Below are 20,136 nucleotides of genomic sequence, written 5' to 3' on the forward strand. Positions count from 1 at the left end.
GACTAGGTGAGATCCCTCAGGGAGTGAAACGAGCGAGGAAGCTCATGGCAAAAAGGAGGATCGACTAAAGTCGCCACGTCCTGTGGGTACGTCGATCGACCCTACGTCGTGTAGGGCCATAGGAAAGTGTTCAAATGTGGAATCACCCCGAAAGACACGACCAGCATAAGCCGAGCATCAAAAGGATGGTGGTTTTTCCATCCGTTGATGAACGGCTTATGTTGGTCGTGTCTGGGTGATGGAACAAGACGAGTTATTTCCCCACCAGCCCTTCTCCATAACAACATAACGGATCAAAATTATCTCGAAACTGAGTATTCAATTATCCACCCCTATTGCGTAATAAGCCTTATGAAAAATCAACGATAAACGATAACAGATCCTTTAAGTTAAGATTTAAACATTTTCCACGCGGATAGGATAGCGATCAGCCATAAAGGGAAGGAAATCAGCGTACCCCATAGACATCCTTTAAAAAACTTCTGTTCTTCCAAAGAATCCTCTCCTCTTCTCCTTCTATAATTCTATAAGCCTGCTTATCCATCCACACCCTGCACATCAACAAAGGGGAGCTGCTATGTTATCATCGAAGTGCATGTTTTCCCGGATTGATCCTTGATCCCTGGGTTTATCCTACTCCATAGGAAACTAGAAATCTGTTGAAATATCTGCTATATTTATGAAGTTATCCAATTTACAAGTCGATTTTAGAGATAAAGGAGTTTTTAAGTTGAGAATTGCCGTTCTCCTGCCTTGTTACAATGAAGAGCAAACCATTGGCGCTGTCATTGAAGATTTTAGAAAAGAACTGCCAGACGCTGATATTTACGTATACGATAATAACTCTAAAGACCGAACATCTGAGGTAGCCCGTGAGCATGGGGCTATTGTTAAGAAAGAATTCCGGCAAGGTAAAGGACATGTGGTACGCTCTATGTTTCGGGACATTGACGCCGATTATTATGTCATGGCGGACGGGGACCGGACGTACCCGGCTCGATTCGTTCATCAGCTCCTGGAACCTCTAAAAAATCAGGAAGCGAATATCGTCATCGGCGATCGCTTATCTAATGGAACCTACGTGGAAGAAAACAAACGGAAGTTTCATAATTTAGGAAATAATATGGTACGCGGATTAATTAATTTCTTGTATAAAAGTGACCTGAAAGATATTATGACCGGTTACCGTGCATTTGACCGTCTATTTGTAAAATCGATGCCGGTCATGAGTCCGGGCTTTGAAATTGAAACCGAAATGACAATCCACACGCTTGATAAACGTTTTATGATTAAAGAAATCCCGATTGAATATAAAGACCGTCCGGAAGGAAGCGAATCCAAGCTCAATACCTTAAGTGACGGTTATAAAGTACTTAATAAGATTTTTACCTTGTTCAAAGAGTATAAACCCATGTTGTTCTTCTCTTTCTGGTCCATTCTGTTTCTGGTGTTTGGGCTGATTGCCGGCGTCCCCGTGATCATAGAATTTTGGGAAACCGGATTTATTGATAAAATTCCTTCGGCCATCTTAGCGGTTGGACTCGTAATTCTTTCCGTTTTATCGTTCGCTTGCGGCTTGATTCTGGATACCGTAGCGGCCAACTTCAAAAAACAATTTGAATGGGAACTGAACAAAATTAAGCAGGATATGAAGGAACAAGAGTATGAATCGTAAGACAAACCTCTGGTTAATCAGTATCTTAGCCAGTTTATTAAGTACAATAGCTTTAGTCTCCCTTTACCAGAAATTCGGTGAAACACATTGGGTGGTCATTGGATTCACATTGGTCTTTTTCACCGTGATCCATCAATTAATCCTGACATCCTTTTTGAACCAGAAGAATTCATATATTCGTTTTACAATGCGCCCTCCGGTGCTGGTCTTCTTACTCTTATTTTCATTTATCCTGATGTGGAGTTTAAAAACGTCATCCGGGTATTTAGCCGCTTCTTCGTGGCTGTTCGCTGCCTGTGTTTTTCTTATTTCCTATGTAACCTTATTCGTATCCGTCGCATGGCTGCTCTATCTACTGGTCCACCATTCGGTCTCCCTTCACTGGAAAACCGTTTCGAGGTGGAAAATCTGCATTTACGCGATTTTTCCTATTCTAGTCTGGTCTATGTATTTAGTAGCCTATTATCCGGGAACGATGACACCGGATTCTTTATCGCATTGGGAACAAATCCACACCCTTGACTTCAGCAACTGGCATCCGGTTGTGTATACATGGTACATCCTGGGGTTAACGTCCATTTGGGAAACTCCAGCGATCGTAGCATTTTCACAAATTGTCATCCTTGCCCTATTCGGTGGGTACGCTGCATATAGTCTTGAAAAACGTGGAGTGAATTCAAAGTGGGTGTGGATCGGCGTGCTGTTATTCGGTCTTTATCCACTAAATGGGATCTTTCCGATTGCCATATGGAAGGACGTATTCTTTAGTGGTTTTATCTTTTTATTTACGATTTTCACTTATAACATCGTTTCAAGCAGAGGTACCTGGCTAGCTTCCAACTGGCATCAGCTTATGCTCGGGATTAATGCTTTAGCCATTAGTTTAATGCGCAGCAACGGCCTTCCCATTTTCGTGGTTATGGCCATCCTCCTGCTGGTTGCTTACCGGACCTATTTCAAGCGTCTGATAACCACGCTTGTGCTTGTCGGCCTTGCCTACTTCCTCATCTCCGGGCCCTTTTTCAACTATATGGATGTTCGTGCAACAAGCCCAAATGAAGCGTTAAGTATTCCTACACAGCAGTTCGCGCACATCATTAAAGAGAACGGGGAATTAACGAAAGAACAGAGGAATTACCTCGATTCCATTCTGCCACTGGAAACCTGGAAAGAGAATTATAATCCTTATCTGACGGATAAAATTAAATTTGCCGGAGAGTATGACCAGAAAGTTATTTTCGATGACTTCGGCTACTATTTAAGTACGTGGGCCGCTGTCGTTTCCAATAACTTTGGCCTTGCTGTAGAAGCTTATTTAGATCAGACATCGATTATCTGGCAGATCAACCAGCCGGAAGATGGTTACACAAGTACGTATGCAAGAAACGTATACCTTTATAATGACTACGATTTAAAAACGTCTCCTTTGAGCAGCAACGTTTATCAAGTTATCAACGACAACTTAGTAAGGGTTGAAATGTACTTACTGGAAGTGGTCTTAAGACCTGCTGTCTACACGGCCATCATCCTGCTGACAGGAGTAGCGCTGGCTCTCAAAACGGGGGTTCGTTCCCTGCTCATCCTGTTACCCGTTCTTCTCAATTCGGGAACGATGCTGCTCGCTACCCCAGCCCAGGATTTCCGTTACCAATTTGCTAATGTACTGGTGACATTCCTTATGGCGGCTGTCGTGTTCGTTACGTTCGATTCTAAACAAAAGAAGGTCCAGCATGAGTAATTTTACGAAATCTTTAAAAGAAAACCGAATCGGCATCTTGTTCATGGTGCTTGCTTCCCTCCAAACTGCCCTGGGCCAGATGTTCTGGAAAATGTCAGATGGAGGAATAAATTTTTTCTTAATCATAGGCTTTTTCCTTTATTTCCTGGGGGCCGTCATGATGATCGTTTCCTTCCGTTTTGGAAGTCTATCCGTACTCCACCCCCTGCTCAGTATTGGGTACGTTTTCGCCTTATTTTTCGGAAGTATCATTTTGCAGGAAACCATTACCGAAAGCAATTTAATCGGTACCGCTCTCATCATTGTAGGGGCCGCACTTATTGGGGGTGGCGACAATTAGCTGGCTGCTTGTCGTGCTCCTGTTTACGCTGCTAGGAGCTGTAGGCGGGTACTTTTTTAAAAAAGCTACCAGCCATGGATTTGCCTTAAACACGTATTTCTTTAAACATTTAATCGTGGGCTGCAGTTTTTACGGTGCAGGAGCCATACTGAATATCATTACACTAAACTATCTGCCTTACACGATCGTGTTCCCGCTTACGTCAATCACCTATGTGTGGACACTCATTATTTCCTATTTTCTTCTTAAAGAAGTTATTACACTAAAGAAAGTGATCGGCGTTACTTTAATTATCGCAGGATCCTTCTTTCTAATTCTGTAAGATAAATACTATTTAACAAAAAATGGATGGCCTGAGGTGTTCACCTCAGGTCATCCATTTTTTTCCTTATGATTTAACTTTAAGAACAGCCGGTAGAAGGATGAGAAGGAGAGAAATGCGATGATCGATCCTGTAAAGATCGGAATCATCAGCGGAAAGACATAAACACTGATATAAAGCATAATCGCTGAGGTTATAGCAACCGTCACGAAGGACAAAGGACTCACGATCGTAACAAGAAACGCCTTTTTAAACGCTGGTCTTGCTTTAAGATCGAAATGCACCGTTACAGAAAAGAAGTTGATTGTGAATACATATAAGATGATCCCCACGATAAAGAAAACATTCATAATCAACTCATTAACCGTAGAGAAATAATAGATGTCCCCGAGTAAGACGCCCCATAGAATCGTAAAGACTATACCGGCTTGTAAACTTACTTTATAATTTTCCTTATAATAGCTGATATATGTACGGTCAGGTCTGTCGTCGTGATCTTTTCTGACCCATTCCCTTGCTTTAGCAAACAGCGCCGTTGTAGCGGGAAAAAACAAAATCGGCATTAATACGATCAATGTAGGGGCCAGGTAATAGATATCCTCTGTCTTTTCCGCATATATCATGCTGATAACAAGTAAAGCGATCGGCAGGTTGAATACTGCCCATTGTAAATTGTTGAGTGAAAACTTGGCAATCCACTCACTTACTGCATATAGTCCGCCTCTAATTCCTGATGTACGGCTCATCTGTCTCCCCTTCCTATCTGAAGAAAAGCCCTTTTGCTGGAAAAGGGGTTTATACCTATTTATTTACGCCCACCACATCTCGCCTGGTGGTTCTTCAATCAGCACAGAACTCAGGTTTTTCACTGCCTGATTGAAACCTTCGTTGATCGACATGATCGGGTCTTCATGTTCGATGCTGACCACATGATCATAGCCGTATGTTCGTAAAGCACTCATAATATTCGACCATTCCTGCGTCCCGTGGCCATACCCTACGGAACGGAACGTCCAGGCACGAGTCCTCACATTACCATAAGGCTGCATGTCTGTAAGACCATACATATTTACATTTTCCTGATCAATATACGTATCTTTCGCGTGGAAATGGTGGATAGCATCTTCATTTCCAAGAATTTTAATCGCAGCTACCGGATCAATGCCCTGCCACCAGAGGTGACTTGGGTCCAGGTTCGCACCAATAGCCTCATTAGTAGCTTCGCGGAGCTTAAGCATCGTATAAGGCGTGTGCACAAGAAAGCCTGCGTGCAGCTCAAGGCCTACTTTAACTCCATGTTCTTTTGCAAATTCTCCTTGCTCTTTCCAATAAGGAATCAGCTTTTCGTTCCATTGCCATTCTAACACATCTGAGTACTCCGCGGGCCAGGGTGTGACCGGCCAGTTTGGTGCCGTATCGTTTTCATGGCCGCCCGGTGTACCAGAGAAAGTGTTTACAACCGGAACATCCATAAGGCTTGCCAGTTTAACCGATTTCACAAAAGCTTCGTGTGATTCTTCGGCAAATTTCTGATCAGGTGATATTGGATTTCCATGGCAGCTGAAGGCACTGATTGTTAATCCGCGGGAATGTACTTTTTCTAAGTATTCGTTACGCTTATCTTCACTTTCAAGCAGTTCATCAACGTTACAGTGAGCATTGCCCGGGTATCCGCCCGTGCCAATCTCTACCGCCTTAAGTCCAGAAGCTTTCACGTGGTCGAGCATCTCTTCCAAAGATTTATCGGAAAATAGTACTGTAAATACACCTAGTTTCATATCCTGACTCCTCCATTCATTCGTTTAGTCGAGCTTGACACTTGTTCCGGATTCACTGCTTAAATAAATGGCTTCCATTAATTTGGTCACTTTAAGCGCCTGTTCTGGTTTAACAATTAGTTCATCCTGACCGAGGCAGCTGTCGACAAAGTTTTTGGCCTGGTACAACCCTGGCTTTGGTTCTCCTTCACGGATCTTCGCTGAACTATCCCATAAAGCTCCGTATTTTGCCTGATACAGCTCAAAAGGATACACGCTTAAGCCGCCATCTACTCCAGAAATGCTTAATTTTGTATCATCATCTTTAATATTAGCGGCCCATGAGCATTCAAATTGTAGAGATAGTCCGTTATCAAACGTAATATAACTGGTTACATGGTCATCCACATCAAACGTTTCATGATCGAAAGCTCCCCAGTCGTTCACCTGGCCAGGAGTCTTACTCAAACGATTATAAGCTCTTCCCATAACTTCCACAGGCTTAGGGTCATCAAGGAGCCACAGGGCTAAATCGAGAAGATGGCAGCCAAAATCAATCAGGCTTCCTCCACCCTGCAAGTCTTTATTGGTAAAAACGCCCCACCCAGGAACTTTACGTCTTCTCATCGCCTGTACACGTGTAACCAACGGATCGCCAATCTCGTGGTTATCCATTGCTTTTTTGGCAAGCTGGGCTTCAGGGGTGAATCGGTAGTGATAGCCAATAGACAGCAGGCGGTCATTTTTCTTAGCTGCAGCGATCATGCGGGTACATTCTTCCGTTGTAATCGCCATTGGCTTTTCGCAGAGCACATGAACCCCTGCGTTTAGCGCGGCAATCGCGATTTCCGCATGAAACTTGTTTGGGGTACAGATCGTGACAGCATCCACCTTCTGAAAAAGGTCTTCATAATTCTCAAAAACATGAGGGATATCGAATAGACGAGCAGCTTCTTCCGCCCTGTCTTTATTTAGATCCTGTACAGCCGTCAGTACTACGGAATCCTCTAATTGTTGAAAAGAGGGGATATGCCTACCCTGGGCAATCCCCCCTGCTCCGATGATCCCCATCTTCAAACGTGTCACTTCTTGACCCGTTCCAAACTGCTGATTTGTCTTGTTTCTCCAGAGCGAAGGGCTCCCAGGATGACGTCAAGGGATTTCATTCCTTCTTCCCCTGTGATCAACGGCTCTGTATCATTTTGAATACTTTCTACAAAATGATCGACCACATGAGAATTGCTCTGTCCGCCTTCGTCATTGGACTGAATTTTGCCAAGCTGATAATTTACGATATCTCCATTGGTGTACTGCGCTACTAAGGAGTAAACTGGATCATCCTCCAGACGCAAGGTTCCTTTTTCACCATAGATAACGGTCGAATTATCTTCCCCCGGCTGGTACGCCCAGCTTGCTGTCATAGTTCCTACCACGCCTTCTTCGCTGCGCAGAATGCAAACGGCATTATCATCAACGGTAATATTTTCTTTGGCATTGTTCTCGATAAACCCTGCTACATCAATGAACTCTTGGCCTAGTATGTAGCGAAGTAAATCTGCCTTATGTACTCCGAGGTCGCCCATAGCACCTATAAAGGCTTGATCTTTCTTGAAGAACCAGCTGTCTTTTCCTTCTGCACTCCAGCCTTCCGGGCCGCCGTGTCCAAATGTCGTACGGAAACTGTACACCTTCCCAAGCGCTCCAGAAGCGATCAGTTCTTTCGCCTTTACATGAGAAGGAACAAAGCGCTGATTGTGAGCAATCATCAGTTTTTTGTTATGATTCTCAGCAGCTTGAATCATTTCTTCCGCTTCTTCTCTGGAGGTCGCCATTGGTTTTTCACACAACACATGACAGCCGGCTTTTAGGGCTGCAATGGATACAGGTGCGTGAAGATAGTTTGGGAGACACACACTGACGGCATCAATATTCTCTTTAGCCAAAAGATCTTCATAACTCGTGTAAGCGTTGGCTCCATATTCTTCAGCTACTTCTTTAACTCGTGCTTCAACAATGTCACATACAGCTGTGATCTCTACATTTTTATTCGCATCATATTCTAATAAATGCCGATTTTGAGCAATGCTTCCACATCCAAGGACAGCAATCTTCAATTTAGACATAGTGAAAACCTCCTGTTATTTAGTAGAAATTTCTTCTAAAGGCTGGGCGTTCCCATAAACATGTTTCGGGGTATTCGTGTTGTTTACCCATTTTACACCATTTTTGATTACATTTTGTATTTCTTTATTGTGGTAAGTTGGATAGGTTTCATGGCCGGGGCGGAAATAGAAGACTTTCCCTCTGCCACGTCGGAAAGTTGCTCCGCTCCTGAACACTTCTCCCCCTTCAAACCAGCTTAAGAAAATCAGTTCTTCCGGTGTCGGAATATCAAAATGTTCACCGTACATCTCTTCTTTTTCAAGCTCAATATACTCTCCCACACCGTCTGTAATCGGATGAGTTGGATCTACAACCCATATACGTTCTTTCTCGTCAGCTTCTCTCCATTTCAAATCGCAGGTCGTGCCCATGAGTTTCTTAAACACTTTGGAAAAGTGAGCCGAATGTAAAACGACAAGTCCCATACCTTCCAAAACGCGCTGCTTTACCTTTTCGGCAATTTCATCTTTTACGTCTTCGTGTGCTTTATGCCCCCACCAGACAAGTACGTCGGTTTCCGCTAAAACTTCATCGGTCAGGCCGTGTTCTTCCTCATCCAGCGTTGCGGTTTTCACATTTTCGTGATCTTCTCCAAGAAAGCCGGCAATAGCTCCATGAATTCCTTCCGGGTAAATATCACTGACTACTTTGTTTTCTTTTTCATGGCGATTTTCATTCCAAACTAATACGTTCATGATTTCCTCTCCCTTTCTTTATCTCTTTTTTAATGTGGTGTCCGGTCTTGTTCTGGGTCTGTATTTTGAACCTCAAGTCTTATGCAGGATTCTCTTTCGACAATAATGGTCGGGATAATAATGCTCTTTTTCATCATATCCGGATGATTCAGTAATTCGATCAAACTCCTCGCCGATTCGTGACCAAGCTGGAAGGACTGCGTGTCCACTGTTGTAAGCGGCGGTTTGGACAACCTGGCAATCATCGTATTGTTAAACCCGACAATGCTCATTTCATCCGGCAAACGAATTCCTTTGTCCTCCAAGGCCCTCATCACCTTCATCGAGTTGTAATCATCTGTAATCACAAGCCCGGTGGGCGGTTCATTCAACTGCAATATCTCTTCCACCACGGTCTCAGCATCCGCTTTCCCGGATTGGATATTCTTCAAGTAGTCCCGCGGCAGCTCCAGCCCTTGCTCGCTCAGAGATAATTTGAATCCTGACAAACGGTCACGTGCCACTTCATAATGGGAGTCTCCGCCGATAAAACCGATTTTTTGATGCCCCAGACCAATGAGATAATCGGTAACCTCTTTACTGGCCTGGACATTATCATTATCGACAAACATGGTATCACTCGTATGAGAGACAGGTTTACCAATCATCACAAATGGAAAGTTGCATTCCCTTAAGTAAGGAACAACATTGTCATCTTCTCTTGAGTAAAGAACGATCACCCCGTCCACTCGTTTACCCTGAACCATCTTCACCACTTCCCGGTAAACCGATTCTTCTGTATTACCAGTGGTTAAGTAGATACTGTAATCCTTCTCATGGCAGGCATCGCTGATTCCTCTGAGCAATTCCGAAAAGAAAGGATTATCAAAAGAATGGACAGAAGCCACTTTTGTCACAATCCCAATCGTTTGAGTGGACTGGCTGACAAGGACCCGGCCATTATAATTCAGGTGATAGCCAAGTTCATCCATAACTTTCCGAACCCGTCGCTTTGTCTTTTCGCTGATCCTTGGGCTGTCAGAAATGACACGGGATACAGTGGACGGGGCAACATTTGCTTTTTTTGCTACATCTTTAATAGTGACAGACACGTGCATCTACTCCTCTGACTCTATTTCACAGCACCCTCAGAAACTCCATTGATGATTTGTTTCTGCGCGAAGAAATATCCGATAATAACCGGAAGAATTGCAATCGTCAGCCCTGCCAGAGCCAAGTGCCATTGTTTCGTGTACTGCCCAAAGAAATAGAACATTTTCAATGGAATGGTTGCATTCGCTTCACTTAATACTAAAGAAGGCAGCAAGTAGTCATTCCAGATCCAGATTGTGTTCAGAATCCCAACAGTCACGGATATAGGTTTTAACAGTGGGAAAATAATATACCAGAACAACTGGAAGCGGTTAGCCCCATCAATAATCGCGGCCTCATCCATAGATTTAGAAACACCCGTCATCGCCCCGTGATAAAGGAAGATCGACAAGCTGCACCCGAAACCAAGATACATGAAGATTAATCCGCCTGCATTCAACATGTCCGCTTGTCCAAATATGGACACGAGCGGGATCATAACAGACTGGAATGGAATAAGCATCGCAGCAACGAATATGAAGAAAATGAACCCGCTTAATTTACTTTTATTACGAGCAAGAGCATAGCCGGCCATGGAAGAAAACAGAATGATGATAGCTATACTGCATCCGGTGACAAGCACCGAATTAAACAATGATTTAAGAAAAGCTAAGTCGACAAAGGCCTGTGCAAAGTTATCAAAGGCGAGTTCAGATGGGAAACCTAAAACCCCGCCGAAAATATCACGTTTCGTTTTAAAAGCATTTACGACCATTAAGTAGAAAGGAGCGATCCACAATAAACCAAGCAGAAGGCCAAGAATTTCAATGGAAAATAAATTGCGTTTTTCCTGATTCTTTTTCATTACATCTCAACCTCCCGTTTCTTGTTGTAATACACTTGGGTTAATGCAACGACGGCCACAATTAAGAAGAAAATAACCGCCTTTGCCTGCGCATAGGCCATTTGATTGTCAGAGAACGCCGTACGGACAATTTCCATGGAAACCATTTGTGTCGAGTTAAAAGGTCCGCCGTTTGTAAGTGACAAGTTCTGATCATAAATCTTAAAGGACATAGACAGCGTTAAGAACATGCTGATCGTGAAAGCCGGAGCAACAAGCGGAAACGTAATATTCTTGAAGCGCTGGAAACTGCTCGCGCCATCAATTTTTGCCGCTTCTATTAAGTCTTTAGGAATGTTCTCAAGATAAGCAATGTAGATGATCATGATGTATCCGGCCATCTGCCAGGCTGTTAAAATGACCAGACCCCAGAAACCTGTGTTGGTCGTGGATAACCAGCCATTCAAACCTTCAATACCGGTTAAGTTCGCTATGTCGCCAAACACACTAATAAAGATAAACTGCCAGATAAATCCGAGAATCAATCCGCCAATCAGGTTCGGCATAAAGAACACGGTACGCAATAAGTTATTGGACTTAATGTTACGTGTCACAATTAAAGCCAGCGCCATTCCAAATACATTGAGGAGAATAACCGTGACGACAGCAAATTTGATTGTAAACCAAATCGATTGCATGAACTCATCTTCCTGGAACAAATTAATGTAGTTTTGGAATCCTAAGAATTCCGTAGCTGCAAGTCCATTCCAGTTTGTGAATGAATAAATAAAACCATAGATGAACGGAATAACGACAACAATTCCCAACCCGAGGATCACGGGAGTTAAGAATAACCAAAAGGCAAGACTGCGGTTTTTCATGTAAACCTCCTCCAATACTTTACACGTGCACTTTTATGTAAAAAGTCCGTGGTTTATCGATATGATATCGATTTCATATTCTGATAAAATAAACATCTCTCCTATTAGACTACCTATACGTCTAAATATCCTAATAGAGGAGATATTTATATGTACCGGCAGGATCGTATAGAAGCGATCCTGCCGGCTGTTTAGTTAAAGACTACTGACGAGCATCTTCCCAGGCTTTCGTTGCCTGCTGTTCAACTTCTTCCCAGGTAATGTCACCTGCGATGTATTCCTGCATAGCTACACCAAGAGCATCTTCTGTCCAAGCTGTTGGAGCACCAAGGAAGACCCAGCCCAGTGTATTTCCTTCTTTAGCATAGTTATAGATTTCCTGAGAAATCGGATCCGCAATTTCCTGATCTTCATAACCTTCGTATGCCGGAATAAACTTGAATTCTTCCGTTACGAATTTCTTGCCTGTTTCAGACGTGTACATCCAATCTAAGAAATCTTTACTTGCCTGCACGACTTCCTCTTCAGACTCTTTATTTACTACCCAGTAGTTAGGAACGCCAACTGGAATGCTTCCTTCATATCCTTCTACAGGAATCGGAAGAAGTCCAACGTTGTTTTGAGCGAACTCTTCATCCATGGAGGCAACCGTGTTATACACCCAGTTCCCCTGTTGAATCATCGCTACATTCCCAAGTGAGAAATGCTCCTCAACCTGTTGAGAATAATCAAGGCTTAAGGTTGGTTGAATAGAGTTATCATTTTGCAAGTCTGTGAAACGCTTCATTTGGTCACCCATAGTGAATTCAACTGTGTCAGCTTCATAAGCTTCCATCACATCATGGTTAAACTCATCCGCAAGATAGGCATTAGCCAAGTGGTTACCCATTACCCATTTCTCTTTAGCAGGAAATGCAAATGGTGCTTCAATACCCAGCTCGTCCTTTTTACTGTTAAGTGTTTCTACAGCTGCTTCTAAATCATCCATCGATTTAATCTCATCAGGATTGATTCCTGCTTCTTCAAAAACTTTCTTGTTATATAGAAGTCCATAACCTTCCTGGTTGAATGGAAGTCCCAGCACCTGGTCATTCCGCTTAACACTTGACAGCGTTCCTTCAAGAGCGGCGCCCGCTGCTTCTGTATCGGATAAATCAGCTAAGTATTTTTCATATTCATCTACATCTGTCGGACCGCCGACGTTGAAAATATCCGGTTCCTCTCCTGAAGAGAAGGAAGTTTTCAGTGACGCACCATAATCATTTCCGCCGCCAACTGTTTTAACATTAATATTCACGTCAGGATTTTCTTCTTCATACATGGAAACCAGTTCTTCAAACTGATCTTTAAATTCGACTTTAAATTGGAAAACATCCACCGTTACGGCGTCTCCAGATGCTTCCTCTCCTCCTGAATCTCCACCGCTGTCGCCTGAAGAGAAGGAGCAGCCTGTTAATGCGATACTAGAAGCTAGAAGTGCAGTAGCAATACCCGAGTAAAATTTTTTACCTTTCATTTTTCCACCCCTATTTTTCCGAATTATTGAATCCGCTTTCAATATGTGACAAAAAAATAATTGACCTTGCCACACCCTAACTACGATTTAGCGCGCATACGTTTGCACGATTGTTATGAAAAAAAACTCATTCACTAAATTAGAGTCCCTTAATTAAATGAGCTTTCCTACCATTGAGCAAATTTGTGAATACGTTTGCACAAAAATTCAATAACTCTTAAGTTATGTAAATAGTAACACGCTCCTTATATAAAAACAACAAATAATTTTTAAAAAATTCTCTAAATTGGAAGCGATACCAAAATAGATTATCTATCTCTTAAATACTGATTTATTAAAAGCCGCTTTTAAACACCAAACGTGAATGATTCAAGCATCATGAATTTAGTTTGCTTCTCATAAACTAAACCAGCGGGGTGAACTTACTTATGAATAATAAGAACGGTAAATTAAACTGGAATGCTTTTTCTGAGAATGTTGAGAAAGTTCTGGGTGAAGACTTTTGGAACGATATGCATCATGTTATTCCGAAAAGAGGACCTTCTTATGACTATTATGAGACAGAGAAAGAAGGCGTTATAATTGTGGATCTCCCCGGTTATCATTCCAATGATCCACTTCACTTATCCCAGCAGGGTACTCAATTAATTATTAAGGGACAAATCTCCTACCCCTACCCTGTTCCTGAAGAAAAATTACTTCACAGTGAAAGATTGAAAGGTGAATTCAAACGGATTATTCCCGTCCCCTTTCATTTCACGTACGAAGACGTCCAAACATCCTATAAAGACGGGGTTGTTCTTATCAAAATTACAAAGAACTCTTCGGCAAATGAAATAGAAATCCAGTTTTAATAAAAAACGTGGATTTCTTTTTCATAGTCCTCTCTCTTTTTGTGGAGCCGTACTTCAATCGTCCCATCGCTGTATTGAGCGGATATATTCCGCCGGCTGGGCTGTCCGGGTAAAGGAATCGTTTTTTTACTTTCCCCTATGCCTTCCACAAATAATTTACAGTTACCCAGAGTAAGACGCAGTGCATCCATATCTGTTTCTTTGGGCAGTCGAATTTGAACAATATAATAAAGCATTAACTCTACTACCTCATAATCAAAACCTGTGTGTTCCTTGGGATCAGAGGTCGAATGAGGCGAATTAAACATATGCTGGGTTGGTTTAAGGGCATCTTCAATCGATTGCTGCACATATTTATTGATATTTGCCATATCAAACATTGAATTTGAAAAAGGGAGTCCCGGCTTGCCGTCCTTTTGATCACGGTCCGATTGATTGAACCACTTCATAAACTCTTTCATGCTTACAAAATCCTTTCATACCTTAATGACAGGAGGTGGATACTATGACTCGTATATCTTTTCATAACCTCACCGTTGATCAAGTCTCCAACTCTTCAGGAATTTACTCTGGTACAAATGTTCAGTCCAGGTTCTCTGCTCATCGTCAGAAAAATGAAGGTAACGGAATGATTATAGGAAACAAAAATGTCCTGCAGCAGAACAGACATCTGATTATTAAAAAGCCAAATCCTCACGGAGAGTAGATGTCATGTTTTTTGGTAAACGCAATAAACGCTCTCATGATATCGAACATCTCTACAAAGAAATCTTGAAACTCCAAAAAGCCATATTGGAAAATCAGGGTAAAACTGTAGAATATCATTTTCATTTTGACAAAGTTGACATCCATGACCCTAAACTGGAGCAGTTAAGTTTCCAACTGGATCATTTAGATATCGAAGATTTAAGTGGAGCTCTGAATCTGGGAAATAACTTTGGCGTTCAAGTGAAACCATCTTACAAAGAAAAACCTAAATTGGAAAAAACAAAAGATGGTTTAAAATTTACATTCAAAGAAAAGGAGGAGTAACTTGAATTTTCTTTCTCCTAATTTCTTCATCCGCAATATTCATATTGGAACAGTAGAGGACGCTTCATGTGTCAATCTCGGAAATAATGCGCCCAGCGGGTTTGAAAGCCATAAAAAACATAACCAGGGATTTGGAAATGTTTATGGAGACGGCAATTCGCTCAAAGGCTTGCGCTCTATCCTAAGTGATTCAGCGATCCTCGATATGATGGTGAACAGCAAAGATCAGGAAGTACCGGAATGGATTCAAACAATGATAAAAAATGAGATGGAAAAGGACACTCATGCGTCCCCATAGCCTTTTCCATTGGATTTCTTGATCGTTTCTTCTTTAATAGGCATATCCACCATATCTTCATCATGGATCACATTTATATTCTGGTGAACGACATTCCCATTTCCAACAATGGTACCTAATGCCGAATTTTCTTTTTGATGAGAAGACCAGTTGTTTTGACTATTAGATCCTACAAATATCCCTGAACTCATTTTAATCTGGTTGACGTTAATGCAATCGAAGTGCACCTTCATATCATCAGTCCCTTAGTATTGAACGTTAGGCTGCGGGTTACTGATTTCCGGGTTAGTAACTGGCACATCTATTACATCATTATCGAAAATGGTGTTTACGTTACTTGTTGCAATAATTATTCCTACAGGAATGCCGGCAGCATTATTATTCTTCCCCTGCCACGACCAGTCGGCTTGATTATTTTGCCCGGTTGATATTGTTGCATTATCATTAAGTGCATTAACCGCTATCTGGTTAAATACTATGGAAACAGGCATTTATTTCACCTCACCTCATTGTTAAAATATCCTATTCCAGGCCGCAGGGGAACGTGTCAGTCACCCAGGTGTTTGATTATTCTCAGCGGCTCCTTTCCACCTTTCCTCTTCCATAAGATCATAGCAATCTATACACAATTGGATATGGACTTTCCAATCGTCTTCCGGTATGACCAGGTCATCCTCACTTACTTCCCTTTGACAATTCCAGCAGATTTTATTTCTTCGATTTATCTCGCGGAGGAACTCGTCGAATCTTCCCATCTGTTTCTCCCCTTTTCCATGTTTAGATATGTTAAGCGTTGTTATTTTTTATACGGATTTTTCCCATATAGTCGAATACTTGACTCCGGAGTGTGGTATGGGTGGATCTTAATAATCAAAGTATAAGATACTGCTTACTCTTCTACTAATGAGTAAGTTATTATCTTTAAAGGGATTGAATACTGATTATTCAATTTTTTATAAACAAATACAGGATTTTTAAAGGGGTTTTTCTCTCAAATATCTAATGTTGTATAAAGGGGGATAATTATTTAGAAATGGGGATTTACAAATGAAAACAATACCAGTTGCCGCACAAATGTACACACTAAGAGAAGAAGCTCAAAAAGATTTTGCCGGTACAGTCAGGAAAGTAGCCGATTTAGGATTTGATGCTGTAGAGTTTGCCGGGTTCGGCGGATTATCAGCAACAGAAATTAAAAGTTTACTTGAAGAAACAGGATTGCAGGCGGCTTCCTGCCATGTTCCGCTGGAAGATTTAAAAAATAATCTGGAACAAATCATTAACGACCAGAAAATAATTGGAAGCTCTTATATCGTCTGTCCTTACATAGATGAACGTGAGGAAGAAGATTATCAGCAGTTAATTCCTCTTTTAGATTGTCTGGGTGAACAGTGCCGTCAGGAAGGAATCACGTTGTGCTACCACAACCACGATTTTGAGCTGAAGAAGCTGTCGGATGGCCGTACAGCTCTTGAGACCATCTTCGATGATACTCAAGATGAGAACTTAAAAACAGAATTTGATATCTACTGGCTAAAAAAAGCAGGGGAACAGCCGGATCAATGGCTAAAACGATATCAGGGCAGAAGCCCTCTTTTGCACTTGAAGGACATGACGGTGGATGACGAATCATTTTTTGCAGAGCTCGGAACGGGTGGTGTAGACCTGGATGCTGTATTCCAGGCAGGTGAGGAAGCAGGAGTACAGTGGTGGATTATTGAGCAGGATGAGAGCCGTCGCTCTCCTTTAGAAAGCCTCGCGATCAGTATGGATTATATTAAACAAAAATTTAAATAAGAATAAGGCGCAGGCTATTAAAAAAGTCTGCGCCTTTTCTCGGTATGTAAAAAAGCCTGAGTTCACTTGCTGAACCAGGCCTAATTATTTACTTTGATGGATCTTCCATTTATTAAATTCCAGATATTCGCGAAATTGGTCTTTAGACACTCCTGAGTTCATTGCTTCCTGAACGAGTTCCAGCCAGTCATCATCAAGCGTTTCATCCTTTGCATCTGACTCTCCATGAAGAAGAAAATTAATAGAGACATCCAATTCTTTTGATATTTTTTCTAAGAATTGAATGGATGGGTTGGTCTGAATATTACGTTCAATGGAGCTTAAGTATGACTTTGCAACTCCAGCCCTCTCAGCTAATTCAGACAGCGACATATGACGGGCTTTGCGAATTTGTTTGATGCGTTCACCGATCATATTTTCACCTACTTTCTTACCTAGTATGAGTATAGCATATTTTATGAGTGCGTTCTATTTAAAGCACAAAAATCAGTAAGTAGACCTATTCTTGAACATTATAACTCATTCTTTTGTATCTTATAACACAATAGTTATCCAAAATGCCTTTGTAATTCATTCCTATTATATTCATCGGCTGAGAAGTCATTTACTTAAGTTTTTTATTCCAAAAGATCCGTGTTTTAATGTGTGAGACTTTGTTCAATCAGATATAATAAAGATAAATACAAAATAACAGGTGATTGCTATGAACGATCTTGTTGAACGTTTCGAGGTAGCCTTTAATCAAATCCATCAGCACCTTAAGGAGTTTAATGGGTACCCGAAAAATGATAACTTCGTTGAATTATTACAGCGAAGCAAGTTGAAGCACAGTGTGATCCGTGTCCACTTTGATCTTTTAAAACAATATGCAAAACTTCGAAATGCACTTGTCCACGAGAGAATACGTGATGATTATTATATTGCCACCCCTCATTTGGAAGTAGTGGAGAGCTTGGAGCATATTAAACAAACGCTTGATCAACCTCCTGAAGCACTTGAATTTGCAACTCATCCGGTCATTTTCTTTAAAGACACCAGCTTATTGACCGAAATTATGACCGCCTTTGATCAGCAGGGGGTTTCGCAATTTCCTATCTATAGCGGGGACAATGAATTCCTTGGTCTACTAACGAATGATGGAATTGTACGCTGGATTGCTCGTTCAGTGGACAACAACCTTGTAAATTTAGCGGATGTTACTGCTAAGGATGTTCTACAAGACGGATTAAATCCTAGTATAGAATTTTTATCCTCTCACGGAACGGTGTATGAATTAGAGGAACGATTTGAAAGAAGTCTGGAAGAGGAACGCAAATTAAAAGCTGTGATTCTAACTGAATCCGGTAAAGCCAATGACGCTCCTTTAGGAATCGTAACCACCTGGGACTTAATCAAGGTGGATCGGAGGAATGAAGATGAGTGAAGAAAAAACGACGGTTCGGGAGTTCTTCAGGTTTATTAAGGGTGGGATTCCTTCTAAATGGATTCTTACCCTGGCCATTGTCCTCAGCCTTTTTGAAACGGCAGCCAGCCTGGTGGTTCCATTATTCACCAGGAATTTAGTAGACGGGTTGTCTACTGGTTCTTTGAGCACCGGACTCATTACCTTTCTTATCATAACCTTTGTGATTCAAACCGTTTCCAGCGGTTTTTCATATTACTTGCTTGCCTATATTGGAGAACACATCGTTTCATACATAAGAAGACAGTTGTGGGAAAGGGTTCTCCATCTGCCGGTAGCTTATTTTGATGAGCATGAATCCGGTGAAACGATGAGCCGGATCACACAGGATACCAATACTGTAAAAAATTTAATTACCAATCATCTGGTTACTTTTTTTACAGGAATTATCTCCATTATTGGGGCTGTGATCATTCTGTTAACCATTGATTGGAGAATGACGGTCATTATGCTTGCCGCGGTTCCCCTTTCTTTTCTTATCATTCTTCCACTAGGACGTATGATGTACCGTGTATCTAAAAAAATGCAGGATGAAATGGCCGACTTCAGTGCAAATTTGGGTCGAGTTCTAAGTGAAATCAGACTCGTAAAATCATCTAATGCTGAAAGCGCAGAAAAGGCTAAGGGACGGGGAGGAATTAACCGTCTTTTTACTTACGGGTTAAAAGAAGCCCGAATTCAGTCCGTCATTTCTCCATTTATGACGACAATTATTATGGTTGTCCTCGTCATACTTATAGGATATGGAGGTGTCCGTGTCGCTTCTGGGGATCTGAGTGCGGGCTCTCTTGTAGCGATCATCATCTATATGTTTCAAATTATTGTTCCCTTCAGCCAGATGGCTACATTCATGACTGCTTTTCAAAAGGCTATGGGGGCTACTGAGCGAATTCAGGCCCTATTAAAAACTCAGCCTGAAATAAATACGCAGCGTAGTCAATTTAAAATGAAGCCTCTTCAGTTCCATCACGTTTCCTTCTCCTATGCTGAAAACCAGATGGTTTTACATGATTTGAATTTTACGGTGCAACCTGGAGAAACGGTCGCTCTTGTTGGTCCGAGCGGGGCCGGAAAGACTACTGTATTTTCTTTAATCGAGCGTTTCTATGCCCCCGTCTCAGGTGAAATCAGAATGGGTGACACACCCATCCAATCCATTAACCTCGCTGTGTGGCGGCAGTCCATTGGTTACGTTTCACAGGAAAGCCCTATCATGGCAGGTTCTATCCGAGACAATGTGTGCTATGGTCTTGACCGGAGCATAACACATTCAGAAATTGAAAATGCCCTGCACCAGGCTAACGCTTATGAATTCGTCCAAGCATTACCGGAACAGTTAGAAACTTTGGTCGGTGAACGTGGAATCAAACTCTCTGGAGGCCAGAGGCAGCGTATAGCCATTGCTCGAGCCTTACTGCGCAATCCTGCTATTCTGCTATTAGATGAAGCGACCTCGAACCTTGACTCAGAATCCGAAGCTGCGGTGCAGAAAGCTCTAAAGGTTCTTATGCATGGCCGCACTACATTTATCATTGCGCACCGGTTGTCTACAGTGGTTGAAGCGGATCACATGCTTGTATTTGAAAAAGGACAGGTAACTGGGCAAGGGACCCACAAAGAGCTTTATGATCAAAATAATCTTTACCGGCAGCTTGTGGATCAGCAAATTATTTCATAAGCGAATTTAGGTT

At 41.9% G+C, this 20,136-nt stretch carries 25 protein-coding genes; 11 read left to right on the forward strand and 14 right to left on the reverse strand.

Going from position 1 to position 20,136, the window contains the following annotated elements; all coding sequences use genetic code 11:
• The first annotated feature begins 730 nt into the window (after positions 1–730).
• From WAM07_RS11435 to WAM07_RS11450, 4 genes are read left to right on the forward strand one after another with little or no spacing between them, the layout of a single operon-like run.
• The gene (locus WAM07_RS11435) at positions 731–1,675 is read left to right on the forward strand and encodes a glycosyltransferase family 2 protein (RefSeq protein ID WP_422166965.1); all 945 of its coding nucleotides are present in this window, start codon (positions 731–733) and stop codon (positions 1,673–1,675) included.
• Positions 1,665–3,413, forward strand: a complete 1,749-nt coding sequence (locus WAM07_RS11440; protein ID WP_422166966.1) for a DUF6020 family protein — start codon at positions 1,665–1,667, stop codon at positions 3,411–3,413. Before WAM07_RS11435 ends, WAM07_RS11440 begins: the two co-directional genes overlap by 11 nt.
• A complete protein-coding gene (locus WAM07_RS11445) occupies positions 3,406–3,753 on the forward strand; it encodes an EamA family transporter (RefSeq protein ID WP_422166968.1) in 348 nt (115 codons plus the stop codon). The genes WAM07_RS11440 and WAM07_RS11445 overlap by 8 nt, the downstream gene beginning before the upstream one ends.
• Positions 3,734–4,075 (forward strand): EamA family transporter, encoded by a 342-nt coding sequence (locus WAM07_RS11450; protein WP_089751361.1) that lies wholly within the window; start codon positions 3,734–3,736, stop codon positions 4,073–4,075. The genes WAM07_RS11445 and WAM07_RS11450 overlap by 20 nt, the downstream gene beginning before the upstream one ends.
• Before the next feature lie 50 nt (positions 4,076–4,125).
• Here WAM07_RS11450 and WAM07_RS11455 read toward each other — a convergent pair whose 3' ends face one another.
• The 9 genes from WAM07_RS11455 to WAM07_RS11495 all read right to left on the reverse strand — a co-directional run bounded on the left by WAM07_RS11455 (position 4,126) and on the right by WAM07_RS11495 (position 13,002).
• A complete protein-coding gene (locus WAM07_RS11455) occupies positions 4,126–4,821 on the reverse strand; it encodes a YesL family protein (protein ID WP_422166970.1) in 696 nt (231 codons plus the stop codon).
• A 63-nt stretch (positions 4,822–4,884) separates the two neighbouring features.
• Positions 4,885–5,853, reverse strand: a complete 969-nt coding sequence (locus tag WAM07_RS11460) for a sugar phosphate isomerase/epimerase family protein (protein ID WP_422166972.1) — start codon at positions 5,851–5,853, stop codon at positions 4,885–4,887.
• A gap of 24 nt (positions 5,854–5,877) precedes the next feature.
• On the reverse strand, positions 5,878–6,918 hold the full coding sequence (locus WAM07_RS11465) for a Gfo/Idh/MocA family protein (RefSeq protein WP_422166974.1): 1,041 nt from the start codon (positions 6,916–6,918) through the stop codon (positions 5,878–5,880).
• Positions 6,915–7,955, reverse strand: a complete 1,041-nt coding sequence (locus WAM07_RS11470; protein WP_422166976.1) for a Gfo/Idh/MocA family protein — start codon at positions 7,953–7,955, stop codon at positions 6,915–6,917. Before WAM07_RS11470 ends, WAM07_RS11465 begins: the two co-directional genes overlap by 4 nt.
• A gap of 15 nt (positions 7,956–7,970) precedes the next feature.
• The gene (locus WAM07_RS11475) at positions 7,971–8,690 is read right to left on the reverse strand and encodes a ThuA domain-containing protein (protein ID WP_422166978.1); all 720 of its coding nucleotides are present in this window, start codon (positions 8,688–8,690) and stop codon (positions 7,971–7,973) included.
• Between the two features lie 29 nt (positions 8,691–8,719).
• The gene (locus WAM07_RS11480; protein WP_422166980.1) at positions 8,720–9,781 is read right to left on the reverse strand and encodes a LacI family DNA-binding transcriptional regulator; all 1,062 of its coding nucleotides are present in this window, start codon (positions 9,779–9,781) and stop codon (positions 8,720–8,722) included.
• A 20-nt stretch (positions 9,782–9,801) separates the two neighbouring features.
• The gene (locus WAM07_RS11485; RefSeq protein WP_014644782.1) at positions 9,802–10,626 is read right to left on the reverse strand and encodes a carbohydrate ABC transporter permease; all 825 of its coding nucleotides are present in this window, start codon (positions 10,624–10,626) and stop codon (positions 9,802–9,804) included.
• A complete protein-coding gene (locus WAM07_RS11490; protein WP_422166982.1) occupies positions 10,626–11,486 on the reverse strand; it encodes a carbohydrate ABC transporter permease in 861 nt (286 codons plus the stop codon). The genes WAM07_RS11485 and WAM07_RS11490 overlap by 1 nt, the downstream gene beginning before the upstream one ends.
• Before the next feature lie 202 nt (positions 11,487–11,688).
• Complete coding sequence (locus WAM07_RS11495; protein WP_422166984.1) at positions 11,689–13,002, reverse strand: ABC transporter substrate-binding protein; 1,314 nt, start codon at positions 13,000–13,002, stop codon at positions 11,689–11,691.
• Between the two features lie 428 nt (positions 13,003–13,430).
• Between WAM07_RS11495 and WAM07_RS11500 the strand changes: the two genes are divergently transcribed.
• Positions 13,431–13,856 carry an Hsp20/alpha crystallin family protein gene (locus WAM07_RS11500; protein ID WP_422166986.1) on the forward strand — a complete coding sequence of 142 codons (426 nt, stop codon included), beginning with the start codon at positions 13,431–13,433 and terminating at the stop codon, positions 13,854–13,856.
• On the opposite strand, the gene WAM07_RS11505 is transcribed toward WAM07_RS11500, so the two are convergent.
• Positions 13,853–14,317 (reverse strand): hypothetical protein, encoded by a 465-nt coding sequence (locus WAM07_RS11505; RefSeq protein ID WP_422166988.1) that lies wholly within the window; start codon positions 14,315–14,317, stop codon positions 13,853–13,855. The two genes, WAM07_RS11500 and WAM07_RS11505, sit on opposite strands and share 4 nt — an antisense overlap.
• Positions 14,318–14,361: 44 nt before the next feature.
• On the opposite strand from WAM07_RS11505, the gene WAM07_RS11510 reads away from it, so the two are divergent.
• From WAM07_RS11510 to WAM07_RS11520, 3 genes are read left to right on the forward strand one after another with little or no spacing between them, the layout of a single operon-like run.
• Positions 14,362–14,562 (forward strand): hypothetical protein, encoded by a 201-nt coding sequence (locus WAM07_RS11510; RefSeq protein ID WP_422166990.1) that lies wholly within the window; start codon positions 14,362–14,364, stop codon positions 14,560–14,562.
• A gap of 5 nt (positions 14,563–14,567) precedes the next feature.
• On the forward strand, positions 14,568–14,888 hold the full coding sequence (locus tag WAM07_RS11515) for a hypothetical protein (protein ID WP_422166992.1): 321 nt from the start codon (positions 14,568–14,570) through the stop codon (positions 14,886–14,888).
• 1 nt (position 14,889) lies between these two features.
• A complete protein-coding gene (locus tag WAM07_RS11520) occupies positions 14,890–15,186 on the forward strand; it encodes a hypothetical protein (RefSeq protein ID WP_422166994.1) in 297 nt (98 codons plus the stop codon).
• On the opposite strand, the gene WAM07_RS11525 is transcribed toward WAM07_RS11520, so the two are convergent.
• From WAM07_RS11525 to WAM07_RS11535, 3 genes are read right to left on the reverse strand one after another with little or no spacing between them, the layout of a single operon-like run.
• Complete coding sequence (locus WAM07_RS11525; RefSeq protein ID WP_422166996.1) at positions 15,171–15,419, reverse strand: hypothetical protein; 249 nt, start codon at positions 15,417–15,419, stop codon at positions 15,171–15,173. The two genes, WAM07_RS11520 and WAM07_RS11525, sit on opposite strands and share 16 nt — an antisense overlap.
• A 12-nt stretch (positions 15,420–15,431) precedes the next feature.
• Positions 15,432–15,677, reverse strand: a complete 246-nt coding sequence (locus WAM07_RS11530) for a hypothetical protein (protein WP_422166998.1) — start codon at positions 15,675–15,677, stop codon at positions 15,432–15,434.
• A gap of 60 nt (positions 15,678–15,737) precedes the next feature.
• The gene (locus WAM07_RS11535) at positions 15,738–15,941 is read right to left on the reverse strand and encodes a hypothetical protein (protein WP_422167000.1); all 204 of its coding nucleotides are present in this window, start codon (positions 15,939–15,941) and stop codon (positions 15,738–15,740) included.
• Between the two features lie 292 nt (positions 15,942–16,233).
• Here WAM07_RS11535 and WAM07_RS11540 point away from each other — a divergent pair, with 292 nt between their 5' ends.
• A complete protein-coding gene (locus tag WAM07_RS11540) occupies positions 16,234–16,983 on the forward strand; it encodes a sugar phosphate isomerase/epimerase family protein (RefSeq protein ID WP_422167002.1) in 750 nt (249 codons plus the stop codon).
• A gap of 84 nt (positions 16,984–17,067) precedes the next feature.
• Here the strand turns inward: WAM07_RS11540 and WAM07_RS11545 are convergent, their stop codons facing one another.
• On the reverse strand, positions 17,068–17,397 hold the full coding sequence (locus WAM07_RS11545; protein WP_224893925.1) for a helix-turn-helix domain-containing protein: 330 nt from the start codon (positions 17,395–17,397) through the stop codon (positions 17,068–17,070).
• A gap of 289 nt (positions 17,398–17,686) precedes the next feature.
• On the opposite strand from WAM07_RS11545, the gene WAM07_RS11550 reads away from it, so the two are divergent.
• Positions 17,687–18,406 (forward strand): CBS domain-containing protein, encoded by a 720-nt coding sequence (locus WAM07_RS11550; protein ID WP_422167005.1) that lies wholly within the window; start codon positions 17,687–17,689, stop codon positions 18,404–18,406.
• Positions 18,399–20,123, forward strand: coding sequence for an ABC transporter ATP-binding protein (locus WAM07_RS11555; protein WP_422167007.1), 1,725 nt, complete (start codon positions 18,399–18,401; stop codon positions 20,121–20,123). The genes WAM07_RS11550 and WAM07_RS11555 overlap by 8 nt, the downstream gene beginning before the upstream one ends.
• Positions 20,124–20,136 lie beyond the last annotated feature (13 nt).

The sequence above is a fragment of the Halobacillus sp. genome (assembly GCF_049282395.1).
GTDB lineage: Bacteria > Bacillota > Bacilli > Bacillales > Halobacillaceae > Halobacillus.